This is a genomic window from Catenovulum agarivorans DS-2, from assembly GCF_000568405.1.
Classification (GTDB): Bacteria; Pseudomonadota; Gammaproteobacteria; order Enterobacterales; family Alteromonadaceae; genus Catenovulum; species Catenovulum agarivorans_A.
In genome coordinates this window covers 43,499-68,337 of sequence record NZ_ARZY01000017.1, presented here as the reverse complement: position 1 = coordinate 68,337, position 24,839 = coordinate 43,499, and the positions used below count along the sequence as shown (strand labels likewise).

At 40.6% G+C, this 24,839-nt stretch carries 18 protein-coding genes; 7 read left to right on the top strand and 11 right to left on the bottom strand.

Annotated elements, in window-relative coordinates; genetic code table 11:
- Positions 1–23: 23 nt before the first annotated feature.
- The 6 genes from DS2_RS10195 to DS2_RS10170 all read right to left on the bottom strand — a co-directional run bounded on the left by DS2_RS10195 (position 24) and on the right by DS2_RS10170 (position 6,481).
- Complete coding sequence (locus tag DS2_RS10195; RefSeq protein ID WP_035014655.1) at positions 24–1,403, bottom strand: sodium-dependent transporter; 1,380 nt, start codon at positions 1,401–1,403, stop codon at positions 24–26.
- 100 nt (positions 1,404–1,503) lie between these two features.
- Positions 1,504–3,549, bottom strand: coding sequence for a carboxy terminal-processing peptidase (prc, locus tag DS2_RS10190; protein ID WP_035014654.1), 2,046 nt, complete (start codon positions 3,547–3,549; stop codon positions 1,504–1,506).
- A gap of 57 nt (positions 3,550–3,606) precedes the next feature.
- Positions 3,607–4,302, bottom strand: a complete 696-nt coding sequence (proQ, locus tag DS2_RS10185; RefSeq protein ID WP_235188577.1) for an RNA chaperone ProQ — start codon at positions 4,300–4,302, stop codon at positions 3,607–3,609.
- 14 nt (positions 4,303–4,316) lie between these two features.
- Entirely contained in the window at positions 4,317–4,589 is a 273-nt protein-coding gene (locus DS2_RS10180; RefSeq protein ID WP_035014653.1) for a hypothetical protein, read from the bottom strand.
- A gap of 86 nt (positions 4,590–4,675) precedes the next feature.
- Entirely contained in the window at positions 4,676–5,380 is a 705-nt protein-coding gene (gene hda / locus DS2_RS10175; RefSeq protein ID WP_035014651.1) for a DnaA regulatory inactivator Hda, read from the bottom strand.
- Between the two features lie 6 nt (positions 5,381–5,386).
- Entirely contained in the window at positions 5,387–6,481 is a 1,095-nt protein-coding gene (locus tag DS2_RS10170) for a DUF2066 domain-containing protein (RefSeq protein WP_081754249.1), read from the bottom strand.
- Between the two features lie 150 nt (positions 6,482–6,631).
- On the opposite strand from DS2_RS10170, the gene suhB reads away from it, so the two are divergent.
- Positions 6,632–7,435 carry an inositol-1-monophosphatase gene (suhB, locus tag DS2_RS10165; RefSeq protein ID WP_035014649.1) on the top strand — a complete coding sequence of 268 codons (804 nt, stop codon included), beginning with the start codon at positions 6,632–6,634 and terminating at the stop codon, positions 7,433–7,435.
- 117 nt (positions 7,436–7,552) lie between these two features.
- Positions 7,553–9,517, top strand: coding sequence for an OPT family oligopeptide transporter (locus tag DS2_RS10160; RefSeq protein WP_051479783.1), 1,965 nt, complete (start codon positions 7,553–7,555; stop codon positions 9,515–9,517).
- Between the two features lie 3 nt (positions 9,518–9,520).
- On the opposite strand, the gene DS2_RS10155 is transcribed toward DS2_RS10160, so the two are convergent.
- From DS2_RS10155 to glp, 3 genes are all read right to left on the bottom strand, one after another.
- Positions 9,521–10,678 (bottom strand): hypothetical protein, encoded by a 1,158-nt coding sequence (locus DS2_RS10155; RefSeq protein WP_035014648.1) that lies wholly within the window; start codon positions 10,676–10,678, stop codon positions 9,521–9,523.
- 90 nt (positions 10,679–10,768) lie between these two features.
- Positions 10,769–14,173 carry an Ig-like domain-containing protein gene (locus DS2_RS20565; protein WP_035014646.1) on the bottom strand — a complete coding sequence of 1,135 codons (3,405 nt, stop codon included), beginning with the start codon at positions 14,171–14,173 and terminating at the stop codon, positions 10,769–10,771.
- Positions 14,174–14,373: 200 nt separating this feature from the next.
- On the bottom strand, positions 14,374–15,621 hold the full coding sequence (gene glp / locus DS2_RS10145; protein ID WP_035014677.1) for a gephyrin-like molybdotransferase Glp: 1,248 nt from the start codon (positions 15,619–15,621) through the stop codon (positions 14,374–14,376).
- Between the two features lie 61 nt (positions 15,622–15,682).
- Here glp and DS2_RS10140 point away from each other — a divergent pair, with 61 nt between their 5' ends.
- Entirely contained in the window at positions 15,683–17,566 is a 1,884-nt protein-coding gene (locus DS2_RS10140) for a methyl-accepting chemotaxis protein (RefSeq protein WP_035014645.1), read from the top strand.
- On the opposite strand, the gene DS2_RS10135 is transcribed toward DS2_RS10140, so the two are convergent.
- Both DS2_RS10135 and DS2_RS10130 read right to left on the bottom strand, forming a co-directional pair.
- A complete protein-coding gene (locus DS2_RS10135; RefSeq protein ID WP_035014644.1) occupies positions 17,559–18,491 on the bottom strand; it encodes a LysR family transcriptional regulator in 933 nt (310 codons plus the stop codon). The two genes, DS2_RS10140 and DS2_RS10135, sit on opposite strands and share 8 nt — an antisense overlap.
- Positions 18,492–18,630: 139 nt before the next feature.
- Entirely contained in the window at positions 18,631–18,981 is a 351-nt protein-coding gene (locus DS2_RS10130) for a Grx4 family monothiol glutaredoxin (RefSeq protein ID WP_035014643.1), read from the bottom strand.
- A gap of 209 nt (positions 18,982–19,190) precedes the next feature.
- Between DS2_RS10130 and sodB the strand changes: the two genes are divergently transcribed.
- From sodB to DS2_RS10110, 4 genes are all read left to right on the top strand, one after another.
- Entirely contained in the window at positions 19,191–19,772 is a 582-nt protein-coding gene (gene sodB, locus DS2_RS10125) for a superoxide dismutase [Fe] (RefSeq protein ID WP_035014642.1), read from the top strand.
- A gap of 222 nt (positions 19,773–19,994) precedes the next feature.
- Positions 19,995–21,917, top strand: coding sequence for a PrkA family serine protein kinase (locus DS2_RS10120; RefSeq protein ID WP_035014641.1), 1,923 nt, complete (start codon positions 19,995–19,997; stop codon positions 21,915–21,917).
- A gap of 86 nt (positions 21,918–22,003) precedes the next feature.
- Entirely contained in the window at positions 22,004–23,272 is a 1,269-nt protein-coding gene (locus DS2_RS10115) for a YeaH/YhbH family protein (protein WP_035014640.1), read from the top strand.
- A 9-nt stretch (positions 23,273–23,281) separates the two neighbouring features.
- Positions 23,282–24,802 (top strand): SpoVR family protein, encoded by a 1,521-nt coding sequence (locus DS2_RS10110; protein WP_035014639.1) that lies wholly within the window; start codon positions 23,282–23,284, stop codon positions 24,800–24,802.
- The last annotated feature ends 37 nt before the right edge of the window (positions 24,803–24,839 follow it).

The window sequence follows — 24,839 nt, the reverse complement described above, 5'->3', positions numbered from 1 at the left end:
AACTCCAAAAATAAGGCAATTTTCTAACTAAACTGAACAACACCAATAAGGTTTAAAAACACGGCAATGATAAAGATAGGCGTAACAACTTTAAGCAACAACACCAATAGTTGAAAAATTGCCTGAGAAATATTTAATTCGCTCGCTAGCTCTGACTTATTCACTTTCCACCCAACAAACAATGCGATAAATAAACCACCTAACGGCAATAATATATTTGAAGTAAAATAATCCAGCACATCAAAATAGGACTTGCTTTCACCAAACAAATCGGTTGTTGCCCAGGTGTCTGGGGCAAAACTGTATACACTGAGCAAACTTAATACCCACAAACCTATACCTGCAACAATAGCGGCCTGAACCCTTCTAAATCCGCACTTTTCAACTAACCAAGCAACACTAGATTCAATCAACGCGATGGCGGAGGTAAACGCGGCAAATACCAGCATAATAAAAAATACACTACCAATGAGTTGCCCTGCTGGCATTTGTCCAAAAGCGAGCGGCAGAGTAACAAAAATTAATCCGGGTCCAGCTCCTGGCTCTAAACCATTGGCAAATACAATAGGAAATATTGCTAACCCAGCCAACAAGGCGACTAACGTATCGGCACAAGCAATCCATAGTGAAGTTTTAACAATTGACGTTTTTTCAGGCAAGTAGGCGCCATACATAATCATAATGCCAGACGCTAGACTCAGAGAAAAAAACGAGTGGCCTAACGCGGTTAAAACACTTTCAACAGTCAATTTGCTAAAATCGGGTGCAAACATAAAGCTGATTGTTGCGGCCATGTCGCCATACAAGCTGGAATAAGCCACGATAATAATCAGCAACAACAACATAGCTGGCATCATAAACCGAGTCGCTTTTTCTAAACCAGCTTGCAAACCACGCGCAACCACAAACACTGTTAAAGCCAGTATACAACTTGTCCAAATCAGCAAAGAACTTGGCTCGGAGATAAAGTTAGCGAATGTTTGTTGCAATGCCTGCGAGTCTTGGCCTGCAAATTCGCCTTTAACGGCCTTAAATATGTAGGCGCATGCCCAACCCGCAACAACGGCGTAAAACGATAAAATTAAATACCCGGCCAGAACCCCCATTCCACCAGCTAACTGCCATAGTGGTGACGCTTTATTCTGCTGAGCAACTTTGGCAACTGATCGCATTGGGCTTAATCGACCTTTTTTCCCCAAATAAACTTCGGCGATCATTATTGGAATGCCCACAAGAGCGATGCAAGCTAAATACACAAGTACGAATGCGCCACCGCCATTTTCTCCCATAATATAGGGAAACTTCCATATATTGCCTAAACCGACTGCAGCGCCCGTTGCGGCCAATATGTAGGTTAATTTATTCGACCATTGGCTATGAATAGATTGTTGTTTGTCAGACATGACTCACTCCAATGAGTTAATGATTGTAGTTACTTCGAGGTTTGCGAAAATTAGATATGAAAAAGGCTTTATGTGGTTGCACATAAAGCCTTTGATTTTTTTATTTGTTATTTTTTGCTAACTTGTTCAAGCCAATATAGTCAAACATAATGTTAGCCGTTTCATTTAAGAAAACATCATACTCTTCGATTTCTTCTGGGATATCGTCGACGTCTTCAACTTTCTCTTTACCTTGACGGACTAATCGCTCATTTGCCCGCTTTAAACGCGTGGCTTTGGCTTCATCACGTTCTTTTTTACGCTCGGCTTCATTCAACGACTGATATTTTTTATCTTTGTTCTTTTTATATTCTTCAATGTCTTCAAAAATATAAATAAACTCTGGGTCAGCTTTTATCCGCTGCTGATGTTTCGCAATCAATGCTTGTACTTCGTTATCACTGATTAAACCAACTGGTTGATAATTGGCACTTCTTATTTTGTCCCAAGGTAACGCATTGTCTTCTTTGCTCTCACCCCACTCTTCAGGATCGATTGCAGAAGGGAATAAAATATCTGGGATAACACCGCGGTTTTGTGTACTGCCACCATTTATACGATAAAATTTAGCAAAGGTATATTGAATATGCCCAAGCGGCTTTTCCAGCAAATCAAATCTCTTTTCTAATGACCTATGTTGTTGCACTGTACCTTTACCAAAGGTTTGTTCGCCTAGGACAACACCGCGATCATAATCTTGGATCGCCGCCGAAAAGATTTCAGAAGCAGATGCGCTATAGCGGTCAACCATTACCATGAGAGGCCCATGGTAAAACACTCGAGGATCACGATCATTTTGCACATCGATACGATTACCGACACTGCGAACTTGTACCACAGGGCCTTTTTCAATAAATAATCCAGTAAGGTTAATTGATTCTGGTAGAGAGCCACCGCCGTTGCCACGCAAGTCGATAACAATACCTTCAACTTTCTCTTCTTGCAGGGTTTCAAGTAGCTTAACAACATCACGAGTTAAACCAGAGTAAAAGCTTGGTATTTCAATGACACCTAACTTACGACCTTTGTAAGGGCCCGACTCTGGCGTATAAACCTTTGAGTCGGCCGCTCGATCTTCTAGTTTAATTTTGTCACGTACCAACTTTACAACCACAGTTTCATTGTCGGCAGAACCACCTTTAAGTAGCTGTAAGCGAACTTGTGTGCCCTTGGGACCTTTAATCAGCTCTACAACATCGTCTAAGCGCCAGCCGATCACATCAACAAAATCTTCATCAGCTTGTGCAACACCGACAATTTTATCTTCAGGCTTAATTTGTTGAGAGCGGTCTGCAGGTCCACCTGGAACTAAACTGCGTATAACAGTGTAATCATCTTCTGCAAATAAAACGGCGCCTATTCCTTCTAACGACAAATTCATTTCCATTTGAAATCGATCTGCACGACGTGGCGACAAATAACTGGTATGTGCTTCAATACTGCGCGCAAACGCGTTCATCACCGTTTGAAATACATCTTCACTTTGAGACTGTGCTAAGCGCTTAATGGCGGTTGTATACCGTTTTGTTAGCAGCTCCTTAATTTTTGGCCATTCTTTCCCGGCTAACTTTAAGTTGAGAGCATCATACTTAACACGTTGCAACCAATAAGCTTTTAACTCGGCAATATCATTAGCCCAAGGGCTATCTTCTCGGTCATAATAATAGAGCTCTTGCTTGTCGAATTTCATTTCTTCTTCCTGAGATATGATTGACAACGCATATTCAAACATTTGTTTGCGGCGCTCAAGATTGAGTTCAAACATGTCATAAACAAAATCAAGATTTCCGCGGTAAAAAGCTTCATCAAATTTGCTTTGATGCTTAGCCATTTCATCTATGTCGGCTTGCAAGAAAAATTGTTTATTGTAATCGAGCTGATCGACGTAGCGCTCAAATACCTTTTTTGAAAAGGTATCGTCCATTGCAAATCGCTTGTAATGTTCGCGAGTAAAGAGGTGATAAATACGTTTACTGGCTAAAGCATGTTGGCTTTCTTGAACTAAATCGGGTAATTCGAGTGGATCTTTACTCGTGCTAATAGCACCTGAACTACCAGCATAAGTTATTGCCAAACCAAGTAATATGCCTCGACACAGTAACTTCATACACCTACTCCAAACTGATATAAATCTAAATTTAAAACTCTATTACTAAACTATAGCCTAAACTAAGTTTTTCTTTTCAGTTTTAATTGTCATTCCTGTTGTGGTTTCTACCACCACTTCATCGCCGTTTATTTCACGTAACGTACAAGGTACAGGAGAATTGCCTAAACTTACTCTGATTTCCATTCCGAGCTTTAGTTCACCATTAAATGGTTCGATTGGTTTGCTTCTACGCTTATATTGAATTTTCGCAGATGGCTTTGCGGTTCGCTTACGAGGGGAAAACTTTCTTTCACCATCTTTTGCTTTATCTGCGTTGCGAGGTTTACGAGCAGGAGCTTTTTTCTTGCGATTTTCCGCTGCACGCTTTTTACTCTCAGCTAACTGAGTCTGCGCGTGCTCAGCATGCTCAGCTTCAATTAAACCTGCATCCGCACCAGCTAAGTCCACCCGTTGAGCGCCTTCTTTAACACTGGCTAAATAGCGCCAGCTAGACGTATATTTGCGCAACGCTGCTCGTAGACTGGTCTTTGAGATAGGATCATCTTCGGATAATTGAGCGGCAATGTCTTGAAAAATGCCGATTTTTAACGGTTTTGCTTCACCACTTGCTGAAAAGCACTGTGGGAATCGCTCTGACAAATATTGGATAACTTTTTGCGAGTCTTTAATTTTGTCTGCCTGCCCGGTTTGCTCTGTAGTTACGGTTTCCATTTGGGTTTCACTTTTTACGTCTTGATTAGTTTGTTGCATTCATATCACCATAATCATGATTCTTGCTGAGACAAAAACTGCTCAACCCAAACCATAATTTCGTTCTCATCTTCAAATTCTGTTAAATATTCGTCCGCAGCTAAGGCATACCAAACCTGCTCTAGTAAGCTAGACAATGTTTCGGTTTCGATATCATCTTCTACTTGTTGGTACAATAAATGAATTGCGACATTATAATTATCTGCAGCTAATTCACTATCTTGATGCCAGTCTGATAAATCTTCTGGCAACACCAAAAATTCATGTATTGAAACAAGTTCTTTCAATTTCTAACCTTTAGCTTATCTAATAAACACGCATGATACATGCAAATTAGCATAAAATTAATCTTATTCCCTTGATTTCGCTTCCCTTACCAGCCCATTACGCTTTTTACAAATGGAATAGTGAGTTTTCGTTTCTCTGCCAGCGACTGTTGGTCCAACACATCTAGACACTGGATGATGCTGGCGTTATCTTGCTGGCACCGCAGCACAATGTAACTTGCTAGTTCATCTGGCATTGCAATACCTCTGTGCTCGCTACGTTGCTGCAACATATATTGCCGTTGCTGTTCATTTAGTGGCTGTATTGCCCATTTTTGTCCCCAATTTAACCTTGAAACCAAATCAGGTAAATTAAATCCAACCGCATCGGCTGGTAAACGCGCTGCGAATATGACCTTGTGCTCTAATTCTAAGCAGCGATTAATCAAATCAAACAAAGCTCGTTGCCAATTACCATCCAAAGCAAATTCATCAACATCATCAATTAACAGCAATTCGTTTGCTTCTAGACCATAGGTAAATTCTGTTGGCATCTGCTTAACAACTTTACACGGAATATACTGAGCCGAAACATTTAACTCATCCGCATATTGACAAAGCGCTTGCAGTAAGTGGGATTTGCCACAGCCCATAGGCCCATGCACAAACGCTAGGTTTTGCGCGTGACTGTTGGCTTGTTGCTGAATGAGTTGCTGCAAGCTGGCGATCAGTACTTCGTTTCCACTCGCATAAAACGAGCTTAATTGCGCTTCCGGTTCATACAAGAAATCTATTGTGAGTTGTTGTTTCAATGGATCTTACCTACCTTTCCATCGATACAGGTTTTGATTTTTATTTTCAGCATCTGCAAATATAGGGACTATTTTTTCTACTCGATTATCTAACGCGAGTGCTTCTAAAACATCGATCGCTTCACCCAACAATTGAAGTTGGTATTCAACGCCTTGGTCGCTCACCTTTTGAATAAGCGCAGTATCAACCGCCGATATTGTAGTTAAAAATTTCTGAATGGCTACAGCTTGGCCAGTGTTTTCTACGTTAGCTATGGTAATGTTTATATGTGAAGCCGAAAATTGCTGCGCTTTAATTGCATATTGCTTGGCCAGCGTATCAGCTACCCAGTCGACCATTGTCTGCCAAACCTTCTCGAAATCCGCTACAATAAATTCTGCATCGAATTTGCGTCGATTGTCGACCAAAGTTAGTTGAACTATCCAATCTTGGCTTAACACTGACCCAGCGTCACCCGATTGACGATATACGCGAGCAAACACACTCGCCTCTGGCTGGTATCGCTCACTTGCGGGTTCGAGGGCTTGAGCAAAACGCCCCCAAACATCCGTCACCGAAGCGAGCATTTGATCTTCGATATCCATTATCGGCAGTATACTTGGTAAGCCACGTAATTTCGCCTGCGAATTAATGCTGTCAGCTATTTGTTTGTCTGAATCAGACACTATACGTCGGCCTTTGTCGTTTTCTACCGCTAACCACCACAATGTTAAAGGTCGCCGCGCCCCCCACAAGTTAATACCAGCGTCTTTTACCAATTGATTGATCAATTTCTCATTAAACTGTGCCTGCAAAAACAGCTGTTCATTTTCTTGAACAAAACTATATTGCACTAGATACTCTGTCGGCTGTTTTAAGGCTTGTTTAATATTGTAATTAGCCAACACCTTCTGTTCGCCAGTCACACGCACTAAAACTTGCGCTAGCGCTTGGTCATATGCTTGGGAGCGATCTTGATAAGACTGTCCTTCCACGGCGACTTTACCCAAATATAATCCATTCACTTCTATGCTCAGCACAGCAGTGGGTATGTAGAGTATGACAGCTATAACACTAAATAATATTTTTCTAAGACCGCTTGCGCGCACGAAACTATCCATTGAATATTTGATAAGGTTTATTCTGGCGCTAATATTAAAATATTTTCAGAGGAAAAACGACCTGAATTAACGGATATTCTTTGCCTGAATGATAGGCTTTATGTATAATTCGCGCCGATTTAATGTTCTTTTAAAAAATAGGGTAAGAAAATGCATCCAATGCTGACTATCGCCGTACGTGCTGCACGTAAGGCTGGCCACGTGATCGCTCGTGGTTTTTCCGAGTTAGATTTAGTAAAAGTTGAAAGCAAAGCTGATAATGACTTTGTGACAAATATTGATAAAGAAGCTGAAAAAGCCATTATTGGAACGATTCTGCAATCTTACCCTGATCACAGCTTTATTGGTGAAGAAGGTGGCCATCAAGCAGGTAAAAACCCTGATTATTGCTGGGTTATTGACCCATTAGATGGTACAACCAATTTTGCTCGTGGCGTCCCTCATTTTGCAGTTTCAATTGCCTTACGCGTTAAAGGTAAAACTGAGGTAGCTGTTGTTTATGATCCCATCCGAGATGAATTGTTCAGTGCTGTAAGAGGCTCTGGTGCACAATTGAATGGCTATCGCATTCGTGTTCAAAATAAAAAAGAACTCGCAGGCACTTTATTAGCGACGGGTTTCCCGTTCAAAGCTAAACATTTATACGATGCTTATATGGCCACTTTTACCGCTCTATTTAAAGCGGGTGGAGATGTTCGTCGTGCAGGAGCCGCTGCGCTAGATTTAGCATATCTTGCAGCAGGCCGCTTAGACGTATTTTGGGAACTTGGTCTCAAACCTTGGGATACGGCTGCCGGTGACTTACTTGTGCGCGAAGCAGGTGGTATGGTTTCAGATTTAACAGGTGGCCATGGCTACTTTGATTCTGGAAACATAGTTGCTGCGAACCCTAAATTATTGGCGATTACCCTAAAAGAAATTAAACCATTCTTAACTGAAGAACTTAAGAAGTAGTAAATACAAGTGTATCTAGGCCAGCTGTTACTTTTATTAAGAGCTGGTCTTTTATTTCTCGCCCTTTTGTTTGATAATCATATCAATATCTTATGTTAACGTTGCTGGTAAGCGTTCATGCCTATACATCAACAACTCACAAATTTATTTAAGCACCCAGAGTTTTCCTCTCGCACGCTTGTAATTGCCGTGTTAATAACCCTATGCTTAACAGCCGCAAACGCATACATAGGATTAATGGTTGGTATGACAGTATCCGCCTCTATACCTGCTGCAGCTCTGAGTATGGCAATACTCAGCTGGTTTAAAAATAGTAATATTCAGCAAAGCAATATGGTGCAAACAAGTGCTTCGGCCGGAGAAGCGCTAGCCGCGGGTGTTATATTTATTACCCCTGCCCTCGTTATTACCAACGCATGGGAGCAGTACCATTATTGGCAGTGTTTTTTAATCGCCCTAAGTGGTGGTTTGCTTGGTACTATTTTCACTATCCCACTACGTAATACCTTTATTGTTCAACAAAGCTTACCTTACCCTGAGGGCGTTGCGACTGCCAAAATCCTTCAATCTGGCTTTAACAATCAGGTCAAAACTGGTTTTGCTAGTGTCGGAACACGGCATATTATGCAAGCAACTGGCATTGGTGCGGTTTATAAGTTAACTGCTGATGGCTTTGGTATGATGGCGCAAAAACTTACCGTGTTAATACCTTGGTCTCAAAACAATCTGCTCTTTCACGCCAGTTTTCAACTAAGCCCAGCACTACTCGCAATTGGTTATATATTAGGGATAGGTATTGCAGCTCAAGTATTTATTGGTGGTTTAGTGACAACCCTGCTAGGGATCCCACTACAACTTGTATTCAACCATTCTGAATGGCTAACAAACTCACCGCAGCTTGCTGACTGGTCAGTTAATGAACTACAACAATTAGCTGCACAAATTTGGCAACAAAATCGCTCTATTGGTGTTGGGACAATTTTAGTTGGTGCAATTTATACCTTTATTAAACTAGTGAAACCGCTTTTTTATAGCATTAAACAAAGTGTTATTTCGTTTAAACTCCAACACAACAGCGGTCTTTCAGAACAACAAGATTTACCCAATATTTGGATGCTAATGTGCATTCCTTTGTGCTTGATAGCGCCTAGTTTAATCATTGCGCTGCAATTTAATAATATCGTAGATGCAATCTTAATCGGCCTGCTTAGTTTTGTACTTTTGTTTGCCTTTGCTTTCGTATTTTCAAGTGTCGCCGGTTACATGGCTGGTGTGGTTGGTAGCTCTAACAATCCAGTGTCCGCTGTAACCATATGTACAGTACTGCTCAGTGCTATATTGCTATACTATTTAAGTTTATGGTTTGAACCTTGGGCTAAAGTAGCGCCTATTGCAGTACTCTTTATCGCCGCAGTTGTTTGCTGCTCTGCAGCGATTGCAGGCGACACTTTACAAGATTTAAAATGTGGCCACGAAGTTAACTCAGCACCATGGAAACAACAGTGTTTTCAGATACTCGGTGTTGTCCTTGCTGCAACCATATTACCCCTGATCCTCAGTTTACTTGATACTGCATATGGGATTGGCCGAAGTGTTCAACACGGCATAACACCATTAGCCGCTCCACAAGCGGGTTTAATGGCAGAACTTACCCGGACTATTTTCGATCAAACAATTAATCTATTTTATCTGGGGTTAGGTGTTGTATTTGGCATCATAATTTTACTATTTGATGCACTACTCCATCTGCGAAAAGCTAAATTCAAACTGCACATCTTAGCAATTGCGATTGGTATGTATTTGCCGTTTGCATTGGTTGCAACTTTATTTGCTGGCGGCCTGATTAGCGCCATTTTAAGCTTTAAACAAAGAAATAGTGAAGATGAACACAAATCAACAGGTATTCTAATCGCATCAGGGCTGGTAACTGGTGAGGCGTTAATGGGCGTCATGTTAGCCATATCCGCAACCTTTATAATGCCGCTGCCAACAGAGATTTCAGCAGCTCAATACACTGGCCTGTTTGGGTTTGCATTAGTAGCTTTGTACTTATACAAACGCGCTCGCAGCAAACCCTTTTAATCATTAAAACTGGTAGTTGATGCCAAAGTTTAATGTAATGGTTTTAGCATTAACTAAGTCTGTCGTTTCGCTTCCTAAAGTCACATGAACAATTGGATGTTTAATCGCAAAAATATAAGCTTGGGTTGTAAATTGATAACCAGCTTCAAGCCGCCAATTTTCTACATCATAGCCAATACCAAAGCTTGGAATGGCTTGACCATCTGACACATAAAATTCAGACCAAATTGGAATATGCCATTTGCCATCTAATCTAGCTTTCGCCTGAGTAGATACACTTAGCTGATGTTTGCCATCTGGATATGAGCCAACAAAACTTGGATTAATACTAAAAGTGCCATCTTGGTTAAACACTTCGTTACGAGTGTCTAATTGGCCAATAGTTTTACCTAAACGTTCAAACTTAAATTTGTTATACGCATCAAACACAGACAAAGCGATTCGCCAATCGTTTGAAAAACGATAGGCCAAAAATAGATCTAAGCTAACGCCTGTTCCATCCATTTGCCAAGCACCATGACAGCCAGCTTTTGGCGGGTCGGTTCTCGGACAGTTTTTTCGATCGAGTACCACATCTTTGTAATATGCATAGTCAATATCACCAGTGACTTCAAAAGAATCACCGTCTTCGTTTACTAAAAATGTACCATTAAGTTCACCGTCTTCCATGTAACCGACATTCCAATAATTGGCTAAGACTTTATAGGAAAAGTTGCCATAGTCATTTTGATAAGCGAAACCAATCCCATTTGCACGAATATGTTTTGCTTTAAAATAGATTGTATATTCATCTTTATCTACTGGTCGCTCTGCTCGATCAAGGAAGAATAATTGAGCAGCATCTGGTGTGAAATCTATGACATAGTCGTAGCGGGTAGTTAAATGAAACGACCAATTATTATATAAAGCTTCAAGATATGCTTTATTATGGGTAAGGCCATGCCGGCCCTTCTCTGGGCTCTCAGAAAAGCTTGCCTGTTTACCAATTTTAGCAATTGGGATCACCCCACCAAAGGTTTGAATAACCGGCATAATTTCACTGTAACTAAATGATTCAGCTGAAAGAGACAGCTGGTATTTATCGTTGTCCTTTGCAAATGTTTGAGGAGAAGTGGCCAATAATGCGCATATTTTTATTATTAAATAACCGTAATTTTTCATCCAAGGTCCGTACTTTTTATAATGCTAAATCTTGCATTTTCTCGATAAAAAAGGGGGCGATTGCCCCCTTTTTCCTGAATCAAGTGTCTGTTAGTAAAGCGTCTCAAACTTGTTTGTTTCAGTATAGAAAACCGTTACTAAGTCACCCGACTGCTCAAATGTCGCAAGTATTCTGTTGTTGTCACGCGTGTCACGAATAATTGCCACAATTTTCGCTGCATCAGGGTCTGAATCATCGACTTCACCAATACCATCTTCGTTGTACTCAATCACCAATCCGTTGCCGTTTTGTACATCAAAACTATTACGAATGATTAAATCACCGTCGCTGTCCGAATCAAGCATAATGTGCAGTTCGCTATTGTTATCAGATAGCTCAACATCAACTTCAACTTCATCGTATGCAACACGACGAACTGTTAACTGGATTTCACCCTGCTGTTGCACCGAAGGATTTGCATAAAAACTTAAGGTACCAGTTACGTTCAGCCAGTTGTCTTCATCCTCAATTTTACCGTCAACATCTTCTTCACTTAAATCGTAAATTTCGATGGGTTGTGCCAATTTGTGCTCTTTGGCATTCGCAACCATGATTAATAACGAAGCATCAAACTCATCTGTATCATTCACTAAGAATGCACCTTTAGCATGAATTCGAGAAGGTAAATATAAATCAAACACTTCTGTTTCACTTACCCCATCATCTGTATCATGGTTGATCACGGTAAACTCTTGGCCTTTAACAACAGTTGCATTCAACTCACCAGTAAATGTCACTTTGTCATCAACTTCATTTGCAAGGCTATCTTGCATTAGCTCAACCATAAGCTCAAAGTCAATGCTCAACACTTCGTTTTGCTCTTCTGTCGAATGGTCTGCACCTGCAATTAGCACTGCAATCAAACCTTCAGAGATATCAATGGTCGTTGTACCTGCATCTAACTGTCCATTCAGCTCCAGAGATAGAGTTTTTTCCGCAACCGTTGCGTCATTTTCTTCATCAGGTAGCATCAAGGTCAATTTACCTTTCAGGGTCACGCCATCCTGTTCAAGGTCAACCTCAAAGCTAGCCTGACCATCCATTAGCTCGACAACTTCCACTTTACCAGTGAAAGAGTCATCATATAGAGCAAGATCTGCTGTTTCAAAAATTGACAAATCAGTGTTGTCGTCAATAACATCATCTGTGATAGCTTCTAATAATGATGCAACATCACCTATCATTTCCAACTCTGCAACTTCATCTGCAAACACTGGCATAGCAGCATCAATTGCATCAAACAGCTGCTCAGTGTCATCGACTAAGTCTCTTGGTCCAGTGAACTTATCCGGGAACATATAAGCGCCCCAAGTACGGATATCGTCAACCATTGCAAGGGCTCGTTGAGTCGCGCCATTTTCTGCAATATCAACTTTTACTTTAGCTGTTTCGACAGCCCCAGTTTCAGTCGTGACCTGATAGGTAAACTCCTCAGAGCCAGATACACCATCTAAAGGTTGATAAGTTAGGGTGTTGTCACTTTCAATTATAATATTTGCCAACGAAGTCGATAAAGATTGCACCGCTGTGTTGCCATCTAACAAGGATACTGTTGCAACTGCACCTGAAAATTTGTCATTTGCCGTTAAGTCAATACCGTCTTTAAATACATACTGTAGCGCATCAATCGAATCGTCGACCGCGTCTGCAAAGGATTTGACCTTATAATTAATTGAACCAGTTTCTACTTCGTTACTGCCACCTTCAAGCACAACATTTGTTGTTACTGCAAATTCCAAGGTGTCATCACCATTAAAATCTGCATCAGGTGTATAAGATATGCGATAGCGACTGCTATCTTCATTCATTGAGACACTCGCTGTGCCGTGTGCAGGTTGCTTTGAAATAACCACACTTTGAATATTGTCTATGGTGTGACTCGCTATCGCCTGCACATGTGTATTGTCTTCATCTAAGTCAACATTGTGATCCATAGTGTCGCGTAGTGGTCTTACCGTAAATATAATTTTACCGGTACGAGTTTCATCTAAAATCTTGACCGTATAGTCAATTGTATCTGCACCATGGAAGTCGGCATTAGGAACATATTTAACTTTGCCATCCACAATGGTTGCAGTACCAGATTGCGCAGTCGTTATGCTATCTAGCGTCGCGACAGCAGAGGTATCATTCTCAACTCGAAGCGTATCATTTTCTAACGGATCAAAGGTAATTTCTCCGTCTTCATCAAGTTTCTTAGTATCAACAAACAGCTTACCAACAATGACAGGTCCGGTTGGTTCAGGCTCAATATCGTCTACTTCCAGCGCGTCACCTGCTCGGTCAGTTTGATTTTGTTCCGCCTGCTCTATAACTTCTTCAGTATCAGCTACATATCCTGTAGCGGCAGCACTAATTTGATCATTGGTTTGGAATGCTTGATCTGCTTTATCCTTAGCTTGTTGTTTTTCCTCGTCAGTTAGATCTGTTGAACGCTCAATTTTTTCTTTAATCTTAGTTTGTAGATTATCATTTAGGTTTTTCACCTGCTCGACAGTGTCTTCTAAGGTAATCTTAAACTTATCAGCGTCAGCAGCTGCAGCTTTTGCTTTGACAGTACCTTTATTCTGTGCAATGTCTTTGGCTGCTTCTTCTAAAAATACCGTCAAGTTTTCAGACTTAACTGCTTTTGCTGCGATAGCAGAGACCACTGCCGCGGCTTGGAAAGACTCAGCATCTGCTTTTTCAATTTCATCTTGATCTGTGATATCAATGACAGGAATTTCTGAAACATCAACACCATCGCCCAGTTTAAAAATTTCAGCGACTTGCTTATTCGCAGCTTTAACTACATCTTCAGGGTCAACTTGAGTACTACCAGCGTTTGCGACCGTCTCCGCAAAAATGGCCGCAGCAATATCTGTTAATGGGGTGACGTTAGTTTCGACAACAGCTTTGTCTTGACCTTGCTCTTTCTTTGCTTTGGTTACTGCTGAAAGTTTGAACGTACTGTCCAAAGTCAACTCATCACCGAATTCAATACCATCTCCACAGCCTTCTACCACATCACAGACCATACGAGTATCATCGTTTCGGGTTACTTCAATTTTAATCGCACCTTCATAGTCTTCAACAATTTCAGCGCTATATTGCCCTTTCGCATTGGTTTCAATCGGAGAAGGGTTAGTCTGCAACTGAGCGCCTAACGAACCGTCAGCTTCAACTCTAAATAAAGTGACCACACCATTTTTAATAATGCCCTTGGCGGCAATACCTGATACTTGAGCACTCGGTGTTGGTGTTGGCGTCGGTGTTGGTGTCGGCGTCGGCGTCGGAGTCGGTGTTGGGGTCGGAGTTGGCGTCGGCGTCGGAGTCGGCGTCGGTGTTGGAGTCGGTGTTGGAGTCGGTGTTGGCGTCGGCTTCGGCGTATTACTCGAACCACCAAAACATCCAGACAACAATCCGATAGCCACACACAAAGCAAGATTAGATTTCAGTTTGTTAGGCATTTTCATTGTTCTTATCCTGTATCAGACTAGCAATTAATATTCCGTGAAACTCATCAGTTTAAACGTCCGTTTTCGCTAACTTAAAGCAAACACTTTGCAATAAAATGAAAATTTGCGTTCAAACACATTAACAACACATAAATTTAAATGTAGCAGTTAAAAAAATTGCTTCAAAATTAATTTGCCTAAAATCTGTTATCTGCGTCTCACAAATTTGCTTTGGTTAACGGCATAACAAGAACATGCTCACCTTTGGCAACAGCCCCTCGCTCTTTTTCCAATACAATTAAACAATCCGCTTGTGATAGCTCAGACAGTACACCAGAGCTTTGTTTTGCAAACGGTACAACCGCCATCGGAACCCCGTTTGAGTCTTTGACCAGCACGCCTCTTTGAAAATCTTTGCGACCAGGTCGTTTTTTGATAGCTTGCTCCGTAGGTAACTTCAAGTGCGTCCGCTGTCCTTGGTCAACTCCGCTTAAATACTTCAACATAGGTTGAGCTAATAACTCATAGGTTACCGCTGCCGACACAGGATTGCCTGGCAGGCCAAAGAAATATACACAGCGAGAATCTTTTTTAAGCCTGCCAAATGCAAATGGTTTACCTGGCTTCATTGCGACTTTCCAAAAATCAATCTCAGCTAAACTTGCGAACGCTTGGCCGGTATAATCCGCAACACCTACCGACACCCCCCCACAAGTTATAATAGCATCACACCGATGTGCTAAAAAATCTAAAGCTTGGGTAATTTTTTCAAGTTCATCGTCTATTGCACCCAAATCAACAATATTAAAACCAGCTTTAGCCAATAATGCCTTTAACATAGGTCGATTGCTGTCGTAGATCTGCCCTGGCAGCAGAGGCGCACCAGGCTGAGCGAGTTCATCTCCTGTGGTAAATAAGCCTATAGTTATTTTCTGGTAAACTTTAACAGTCTGCAGGCCCAACGAAGCTAAGCAACCAATATCAATGGGCGTCAAACTTCTAGCTGACTCAAGCACTGTATCACCCAAACGAATATCATCACCACTTCTTCGGATATTCGCCCCGTGAGCCACATTTGTTGTCAGTTCAATCACGTCATCTGTGACTATATTAGTGTTTTCTTGCATCACAACTGCATCACAACCTTGTGGTATTTTACCACCGGTCATTATACGTGCGCACTGCCCTTCCTTTAACTGAGTGTCGTCTGGTTTACCCGCTAATATCTGGCTCACCACATCAAAGCGACTTTGCGCTGCTGCATTCGATAAATTTAGTGCATATCCATCCATAGCTGAGTTATCATATGCAGGTACATTTATCGGCGAACGAATTGTTTCAGCTAATATTCTACCTAAAGCTTGCTCTAGTGGAATTTCTTCCACCTGCAGCCTAGGTTGTATCGCTTGGGTCATTCTGATTAATGCTTGCTCTACTGTTATAAATATATCGTTGTCACAATTCACTGCTATACTTACCTTTAACTGTTTTTTTTTAAAACAATACCAACATGGAGATGGCTTGGACATGGTTCTGTTTGATAACCTTTCAATTAAATCCCGCAGTTATCTAAATATCGGCATCACCCTAGTTGGCGTGATCACACTTGTCGCTTTCATTTTTATCGAGTTTGAAAAACTTGGAAAATTAAATCATACCTTAGTGCAGTTAGCTGAACTAGAGACAGATGTCCAGACTTTGCGTTTCACGGCCAACAAATTCCAAACTGAAAAGCAATTGTCTTACTCTGATGACTTTATCGCAGCCTCAAAAAATTTATCGAATAAAACCAGTACCTTGGAAAGCATGTTTGAGCAACAAGACTTGCCAACAGATGTATTGCAAGTATTCCGCAATAACATGCGTGAGTACAGCAATTTATTTACGCAAATTGTTTCACATCAAACAAACATTGGTTTAGATCCTAAATCAGGCCATTATGGTTCACTGCGCCAAGCGGTTCACAATGTAGAAAGTGAAGTAAAGGCATTAAACGAGTACGAACTGCTTAGCCAAATGTTGCAGCTTAGAAGAGCTGAAAAAGATTTTATGCTGCGTTTTGATACAAAGTATCTTGATAAATTTAATGATCACATAGATGTATTCTTAAACAAGTTAGAAGCATCCCCAATCCCCAACGACGTCAAAAGCAAAGTTGCTAGCTTGATACAAGACTATGCCGCCTATTTCGATAAGTTTGTCGCGGCACAGTCAAAACTTGGACTGAACTCGAGCTCAGGATTGTTAGGAACTATGCAGGGTGTATCTGACAATACTTTACAAGTATTACAACGACTTAAAAATGAAACTCGTTCAGTCATTAGCGACCAACAACAAAATATTTTCTATTTTACCGTTGCTATTTCAACCGTATTTATTGTCATCATTTTTTTCTTGGGGTTATTTTTATCAAACCTAATCGTCAAACCGATCAATCAATTGTATCTATCAATTGACGAAGTTCGTAAAAATAACGACTTAACGATTCGAACGAACATTCAAGGAAAAAACGAAATAAGTTATTTAGCACAAAATTTTAATGCGCTTCAGTCTGACTTTGCCCAAGCGATAAATTATATCAATCATGCTACAGAGTTGCTTGAATCTGCATCAACCGATCTCAACAGTATGACAATAAAGACTCAGTCAGCAACACAAACCCAACAAGATGAAGCAGACCTTTCTGCAACCTCAACGAATGAACTGCAATCAACTGTGGCTGAGATTTCTCGCAACACAGAGCAGGCAGCTTCCAACGCGTCAAATACAGCATCTCTTGCTAACGAGGGAAAAAACCAAGTCGAAAATACTGCGCTATCTATCCAAAATTTATCTGGTCGAGTTGGCGATGCCAATGCAGAAATCCTTCAGCTAGATGAAGACAGCAAAACTATTGGAAATATCATCGAAGTCATTCGCAACATTGCCGAACAAACCAACCTGCTTGCGTTAAATGCAGCGATTGAATCCGCTCGAGCTGGAGAACAAGGTAGAGGGTTTGCAGTAGTTGCAGACGAAGTTAGAAATTTAGCGATGCGAACACAAGAGTCGACCAAACAAATTGAAGACAACATTGCTGGCCTGCAAACTCGCTGTGGCAGTATAGTTTCTACCCTGCAAAGCTGCTTAACCGATAGTGAAAAATCCGTCGCAGAGGTTCAGTCTGCAAGTCAGATGTTGCAACAAATATCGTCGGAGATAAATGCGATATCAGATATGAATACCAACATAGCATCAGCAGTTGAAGAACAAAATGTTGTAACCGAAGAAGTAAGTCGCAACGTGACTAACATTAGGGATTTGGCGGTAGAAATTCATAGTATGGCTGCCACCAATAAAGCAATATCAACTAAATTGAATACAAGCTTAGATGAGTTGGTGGCATCTGTTGCCAAATTTAAAATTAACTAGTTGCAACCTCATTAATTAAACGGCGCAGCCATATGTGGCTTGCGTCATGATGTAACAATGGCGACCAAATCATATCTAGTTTAATTTCAGGTAAATCTAACGGTGGTTCTAAAATCGCAATATTTGGCTCATGCAAATAATGTGCTGTTGCCCTGCGAGGTACAGTAACCAACATTTTTTTCGCGAGTGCCAGTTGAATAGCCACATGATAATTACGAGTAAACACTCGGATTTCACGTTTTTTACCCATCTCTTCTAGCTTTTCATCCACCCAGCCTAGTTTTTGAATATCGGTTGGGTCCATCCCCAAACCAACACCAAAACCAGTTTTACTTACCCAAATATGCTGAGCATTACAGTATGCGTCTATATTCCAATTTTCGATAACAGGGTTTTCTTTGTGAGTTAAACAAACAAAACTATCAGACCAAATAACCTTCTGGTGGAAAGATAGTGGCAAGTCATCAAACCGATTAATCGCCATGTCTATCTTGCCCTCTTCCACATCGTGGAAAGTTACATCACTAGGTGTCATTACATCTAACGTGACATTAGGCGCTAATTCTTGCAAACGAGATAATAATTTTGGTAGCAAAGTCGAAGCCGCATAATCACTTGCCATAATGCGAAATACACGTTCACTTCTTGCTGCATCAAATGGGTCTGTTGGTTGCAACGCTTCTTCTAAATCCAACAAAATACGTCGGACTGTCGGTTGCAGTCGGCGTGCTTTTTCGGTTGGTGACATGCCATCAGAAGTACGCACCAAAACAGGATCATTTAACAACTCGCGTAAACGCTTTAAGCCATTACTCATTGCAGGTTGGGTGATGCCTAATTGCTGGGCTGCCCGTGTTACATTCTGCTCTCGTAGCAAAACATCTAGGTAAATCAACAGATTAAGATCAATTTTAGAAATATTCATTTAGATTATAGTTTTAACAAAGCCAATCAACAATATGAATGGTAGTAACTTTTTATCAAATGAACAAGGGGTAGGATAAAAAATAGTGAGAAACTAATCCATCCGAATCTAATTCAGATGGATTAGTCCATATTTAAACTTATTCAGCTTGCGACTCTGAATCGTCTTTTTTGTGTTTTGCTGCTGTTTCTTTGACTAGTGGTTGTAACTCACCCTTTTGAAACATTTCTAAGATAATGTCACAGCCACCGATTAACTCACCTTCAATCCAAAGTTGTGGGAATGTTGGCCAATTTGCGTACTTTGGCAGTTCTGAACGAATGTCAGGGTTTTGTAAGATATCTACATACGCAAACGGTTCACCACAGTTCATTAATGCCTGAGAAGCCTGCGCAGAAAAACCACAGCTTGGTAGCTTAGGGCTACCTTTCATGTATATTAATATCGGGTTTTCGCTGATTTGCGTTTTAATTTTTTCAATTGTTTCCATAATGATGTCACCAATTTGTCGATTTTCAATTAAAGCTATTGTAACGAAAAATAGAGCTTCTCCCTAGTGCAATCTGAAATTCAGCGACTAAATGTTGAAAATTGTTGGCGGTATTTCAGATTACCCCTTGAGAATTGTCCAATTTGACCTTACCTTAAGAGTCACGATAAAAAGTTTGTTTACAACTAGAGCCAAACGGAGAAAATATCATGGCATTTGAATTACCAGCATTGCCTTACGCAAAAGACGCATTAGAGCCACATATCTCAGCTGAAACCCTTGAGTACCACTATGGTAAGCATCATCAAACTTATGTAACTAAATTAAATGGTTTGGTTGAAGGTACTGACTTGGCGACCAAATCTTTAGAAGAAATTGTAAAAACTTCTGAAGGCGGTGTTTTCAACAACGCAGCTCAAATCTGGAACCACACTTTCTACTGGAATTGCTTAAGCCCGAATGGCGGTGGCGAGCCAACTGGTAAAGTTGCTGACGCAATCAATGCAGCATTTGGTTCATTTGAAGCATTTAAAGCTGAGTTGAATGACAAAGCTGTAAATAACTTCGGTTCAAGCTGGACTTGGTTAGTGAAAAAAGCTGATGGTCAATTAGCTATCGTGAACACTTCAAACGCCGGCACACCGTTAACTGAAGAAGGTGTAACACCACTTCTAACAGTTGATTTATGGGAACATGCTTACTACATTGACTACCGCAATGTTCGCCCTAAATATTTAGAAGCTTTCTGGGCACTTGTAAACTGGGAATTCGTAGAAAAGAACTTAGGTTAATTCTATTTTCCCCCCAAGCAAAGCACTTTGTGCTTTGCTGCTTTTCAGCTACACCCCTCCTCATTGTCGCTAGACTTTTAGATACATAGACTTAGATAAGTCAATCAGATTTTTTCACTTTATTTTCTTGTAGTTACTTTAAAACTGGGTCTAAGCTTAATTTAAGTTACCAAACAATCTGATTTCATTATCTTGTTTCGCGACATTATGCTGGAGGCCTTTATGGGTATTTTTGAGCACTACAAACAAAGGTACGAACTAAAACAAGAAGAAGAATATTCAATTCACGAATTTCTCGAGCTTTGCAAAACGGATAAAACCGCATATGCAAATGCAGCAGAGCGTTTACTGATGGCCATTGGCGAACCCGAAATGGTCGATACCTCACAAATTCCTAGGTTAAGTCGAATATTTTCTAATCGAGTCATCGCACGTTACCCAGCTTTTTCTGAATTTTATGGCATGGAAGAAGCAATTGAACAAATTGTTTCTTACTTACGTCATGCCGCTCAAGGTCTAGAAGAGAAAAAACAAATTTTATATTTGTTAGGTCCAGTTGGCGGCGGCAAAAGCTCTCTTGCCGAAAAAATTAAAAGTTTAGTAGAAAAATGTCCAATCTACATTATCAAAGGCTCTCCAGTGAACGACCATCCACTTTGTTTGTTTGACGTCAACGAAGATGGTGAGCTGTTAGAAAAAGAATACAAGATCCCGCAACGCTACATAAAAACTATTATGTCACCCTGGGCGCGTAAGCGTCTGCATGAATTTAACGGTGATATTTCACAGTTTAAAGTGGTCAAAGTATATCCGTCAGTGTTGGATCAAAGAGCAGTTGCTAAAACTGAGCCCGGTGACGACAACAACCAAGATATTTCCGCGCTAGTTGGTAAAGTTGATATTCGCCGATTAGACGAATACGCACAACATGATCCAGATGCCTATAGCTACTCTGGGGCGTTATGTCGCGCCAACCAAGGGGTCATGGAATTTGTGGAGATGTTTAAAGCACCAATCAAGGTACTACATCCGTTATTAACCGCAACGCAAGAAGGCAACTACAATCCAACAGAAGGCATGTCTGCACTGCCATTTGACGGTATTATTTTAGCCCACTCAAATGAGTCTGAGTGGCAATCTTTTAGAAACAATAAAAATAATGAGGCATTTTTAGATAGAGTATATATCGTTAAAGTGCCTTACTGCTTGCGTGTTTCAGAAGAAATAAAAATTTATACTAAGCTGATTGAAAGCAGTGAATTGGCTACGGCACAGTGCGCCCCAGGCACATTGGAAACTTTAGCGCAATTTTCAGTGTTGTCTCGGATCAAAGCGCCTGAAAACTCGAGCATCTTTTCAAAAATGCGTGTCTATGATGGCGAAAGCTTAAAAGACACAGATCCAAAAGCAAAATCATACCAAGAGTATCGAGACTTTGCTGGTGTCGACGAAGGGATGAATGGTTTATCAACTCGTTTCGCCTTTAAAATTTTATCCCGAGTTTTTAATTTTGATCACAGTGAAGTAGCTGCCAACCCAGTCCATCTATTTTACGTGCTTGAACAACAAATAGAGCGAGAACAATTTCCTGCGGACGTTGCTGAACAATACCTTGAGTTTCTAAAAGGCTACTTAGTACCTAAATATATCGAGTTTATCGGTAAAGAAATTCAAACAGCCTACCTAGAATCATATTCAGAGTATGGCCAAAATATTTTCGACCGCTATGTCACCTATGCTGATTTTTGGATTCAAGATCAAGAATATCGCGATCCTGAAACAGGTCAGTTGTTTGACCGCAGCGCACTAAATAATGAGCTAGAAAAAATTGAGAAACCAGCTGGTATTAGTAACCCGAAAGACTTCCGCAATGAAATCGTCAATTTCGTTTTACGAGCTCGAGCGAAACACTCTGGCAAAAACCCTAGTTGGACTAGCTACGAAAAACTCAGAACCGTTATCGAGAAAAAAATGTTCTCGAATACCGAAGAGCTGTTACCGGTTATTTCGTTTAATGCTAAAACCTCATCGGAAGATCAGAAAAAACATGATGACTTTGTCGCGCGCATGATGGAAAAAGGCTATACACGTAAACAGGTTAGACTATTGTCTGAATGGTATCTACGCGTGCGTAAATCATCATAAAAATGGTGTTAAATAAGCTGAGCTAAGCCTGACAATCAGGCTTAGCTTTTTACACCATAGACAGACTGTAAAGTAGTGAGGATTGTATGGCGAATTTTATCGACAGACGTCTAAACGCAAAGAATAAAAGCACAGTAAACCGTCGCCGTTTCCTGCGCCGATACAATCAGCAAATTAAAGAAGCAGTATCGGACGCAATAAACAAGCGTAGTGTAACTGATATAGATTCAGGCGAAAGTGTCAGTATCCCCAAAAGGGATGTATCTGAGCCCTTTTTCCATCAAGGAAAAGGTGGTGAACGCGATATGGTTCACCCTGGCAATGACCAATTTAAACCAGGCGATCAAATTCAACGTCCACCGTCAGGCCAAGGCGGAGGTGCAGGCGAAGGCCAAGCAAGCAAAGACGGTGAAGGTGAAGACGACTTTGTTTTTCAAATATCAAAAGACGAATATTTAGATATTTTATTTGAAGATTTAGAGCTGCCGAATTTAAAGAAAAATCAACTTGCTAAAGTAACTGAATATAAAACCGTGCGCGCGGGTTTTAAGGCTGATGGCAACCCTTCAAGCATAGATATTGTTCGCTCTTTAAAAAACTCATTGGCACGACGAACTGCGATGGCGGGCAAGCATAAAAAGCAACTGAAAGCGGCTCAGGCCGAGCTGGAACGGCTGTTAGCAGATCCTGACGAAAACCAAGCAGACATTAAGATTTTAGAGCAAGAAATCGAAGAAATTAAAGCCCGTATAAAAAAAGTGCCATTTATCGACGAGTTTGATTTACGTTATAAAAACTATGAACAACAACCCGTCCCCACCAGCAAAGCTGTAATGTTTTGTTTAATGGACGTATCTGGTTCAATGGACCAAGCCACCAAAGATATGGCTAAACGCTTTTATATTTTGCTCTATTTATTCTTAACCCGCACTTATAAAAATGTCGAAGTTGTATATATTCGTCATCACACTCAGGCAAAAGAGGTCGATGAACAAGAATTTTTCTACTCACAAGAAACGGGTGGCACTATTGTCTCCAGCGCTTTAAAACTGATGGAAGAAATTGTAGCTGACAGATATTCGCCACATGAATGGAATATTTACGCAGCGCAGGCATCAGACGGTGACAACTGGGCTGATGACTCTCCTTTGTGCCGTGAGTTATTAAACAATAAAATTATCCCTTTTGTCCGCTATTATGCCTATATCGAAATCACTGCTCGGAATCATCAGAGCTTATGGAGAGAGTACGAACAATTGGCAGCAGAACACGAGAACTTTGCCATTCAGCATATTCGTGAAGTATCCGATATTTATCCCGTATTTAGAGAACTTTTCAAAAAACAGGTCAAGTAAGGTGAGTTTATGGCAGAAGCAAAAAAGACCTTGAGTGATGGGCCAGATTGGACCTTTGAACTGTTAGAACAATACCATGTTGAAATTAAACGTGTGGCAGAACATTACAAACTATCAACTTACCCTAATCAGATTGAAATTATTACCGCGGAACAAATGATGGACGCCTATTCTAGCGTAGGTATGCCGATCGGCTATACACATTGGTCATATGGTAAAAAATTTATCCAAACACAACAAAATTACAAACGTGGCCATATGGGACTGGCTTACGAAATTGTCATTAATTCCGATCCATGTATTTCATACCTAATGGAAGAAAACACCATTACTATGCAGGCACTTGTGATGGCACATGCCTGCTATGGTCATAATTCTTTTTTTAAAAACAATTATTTATTTACCACTTGGACTGATGCAAGCTCAATTATTGACTACCTTTTATTTGCCAAAAATTATATTGCAGAGTGTGAAGAAAAATACGGGATAGACAAGGTCGAAAAAACCGTTGATGCTTGCCATGCTTTAATGAATTTTGGGGTTGATAGGTATAAGCGCCCACAAAAAATATCTATTCATGAAGAACAAAGACGTCAAAAAGAACGTGAAGCTTATCTTCAGTCCCAAGTAAATGACTTGTGGAGAACCATTCCGAAAAAAGCAAAAGAGTCGGAAATTGAAAACATTCGATTTCCTAAGGAACCACAAGAAAACTTACTCTACTTTATAGAAAAAAACGCGCCCATGCTTGAACCGTGGCAACGTGAAGTTGTGCGCATAGTCCGTAAAATATCGCAGTATTTCTATCCTCAAAAACAAACCCAAGTCATGAACGAAGGCTGGGCTACTTTTTGGCACTACACCATACTCAATCACATGTACGATGAAGGTTTAGTCACAGATAGATTTATGTTGGAGTTTTTGCAAAGTCATACCAATGTAGTCTATCAACCGCCTTATAACAGCAATTATTACTCAGGCATAAACCCGTATGCCTTGGGCTTTAACATGATGGTAGATATACGACGTATTTGCGAACATCCAACAGAAGAAGACAAACACTGGTTTCCTGACATAGCTGGCTCTGACTGGTTAGAGACACTACATTTTGCAATGGAAAACTTTAAAGATGAAAGCTTTATTTCGCAATTCTTGTCCCCTAAAGTCATGCGTGATTTAAAACTATTTCATATCAAAGATGACGACAAAGAAAATTACATTCATGTCGAGTCGATTCATAATGAACAAGGTTATAGAGATGTTCGAGAGTCTTTATCACGTCAATACAACTTAAGTAATCTTGAGCCTGATATTCAAGTGCATAGTGTAGATGTGGGCGGCGATCGTTCATTGACCCTTAGATACAAACCTCACCATAGAATACCATTGGCTGATAGCCGCACCGAGGTACTAAAACACCTATATCAGTTGTGGCAATTCGATGTGAAACTTGAAGAAGAGTTTCCAGATGGGTCTGTAGTCACCTTGGAACGCTGCCCAAGTGTCAGTAAAAAGGTCGAAATTGACTAACCTGAACTTCTGGATAACAACTTGCTTTCTAGAGGCT

Excerpts from the sequence above, each read along its gene's own strand:
- DS2_RS10115 (WP_035014640.1), top strand. The coding sequence starts at position 22,004 with ATGGCGAATTTTATCGACAGACGTCTAAACGCAAAGAATAAAAGCACA.
- DS2_RS10170 (WP_081754249.1), bottom strand. The coding sequence starts at position 6,481 with ATGGATAGTTTCGTGCGCGCAAGCGGTCTTAGAAAAATATTATTTAGT.
- DS2_RS10160 (WP_051479783.1), top strand. The coding sequence starts at position 7,553 with ATGCCTATACATCAACAACTCACAAATTTATTTAAGCACCCAGAGTTT.
- prc (WP_035014654.1), bottom strand. The coding sequence starts at position 3,549 with ATGAAGTTACTGTGTCGAGGCATATTACTTGGTTTGGCAATAACTTAT.
- DS2_RS10120 (WP_035014641.1), top strand. The coding sequence starts at position 19,995 with ATGGGTATTTTTGAGCACTACAAACAAAGGTACGAACTAAAACAAGAA.
- DS2_RS10155 (WP_035014648.1), bottom strand. The coding sequence starts at position 10,678 with ATGAAAAATTACGGTTATTTAATAATAAAAATATGCGCATTATTGGCC.
- DS2_RS10195 (WP_035014655.1), bottom strand. The coding sequence starts at position 1,403 with ATGTCTGACAAACAACAATCTATTCATAGCCAATGGTCGAATAAATTA.
- sodB (WP_035014642.1), top strand. The coding sequence starts at position 19,191 with ATGGCATTTGAATTACCAGCATTGCCTTACGCAAAAGACGCATTAGAG.
- DS2_RS20565 (WP_035014646.1), bottom strand. The coding sequence starts at position 14,173 with ATGAAAATGCCTAACAAACTGAAATCTAATCTTGCTTTGTGTGTGGCT.
- suhB (WP_035014649.1), top strand. The coding sequence starts at position 6,632 with ATGCATCCAATGCTGACTATCGCCGTACGTGCTGCACGTAAGGCTGGC.
- DS2_RS10135 (WP_035014644.1), bottom strand. The coding sequence starts at position 18,491 with ATGAATATTTCTAAAATTGATCTTAATCTGTTGATTTACCTAGATGTT.
- proQ (WP_235188577.1), bottom strand. The coding sequence starts at position 4,302 with ATGCAACAAACTAATCAAGACGTAAAAAGTGAAACCCAAATGGAAACC.
- DS2_RS10130 (WP_035014643.1), bottom strand. The coding sequence starts at position 18,981 with ATGGAAACAATTGAAAAAATTAAAACGCAAATCAGCGAAAACCCGATA.
- DS2_RS10140 (WP_035014645.1), top strand. The coding sequence starts at position 15,683 with ATGGTTCTGTTTGATAACCTTTCAATTAAATCCCGCAGTTATCTAAAT.
- DS2_RS10110 (WP_035014639.1), top strand. The coding sequence starts at position 23,282 with ATGGCAGAAGCAAAAAAGACCTTGAGTGATGGGCCAGATTGGACCTTT.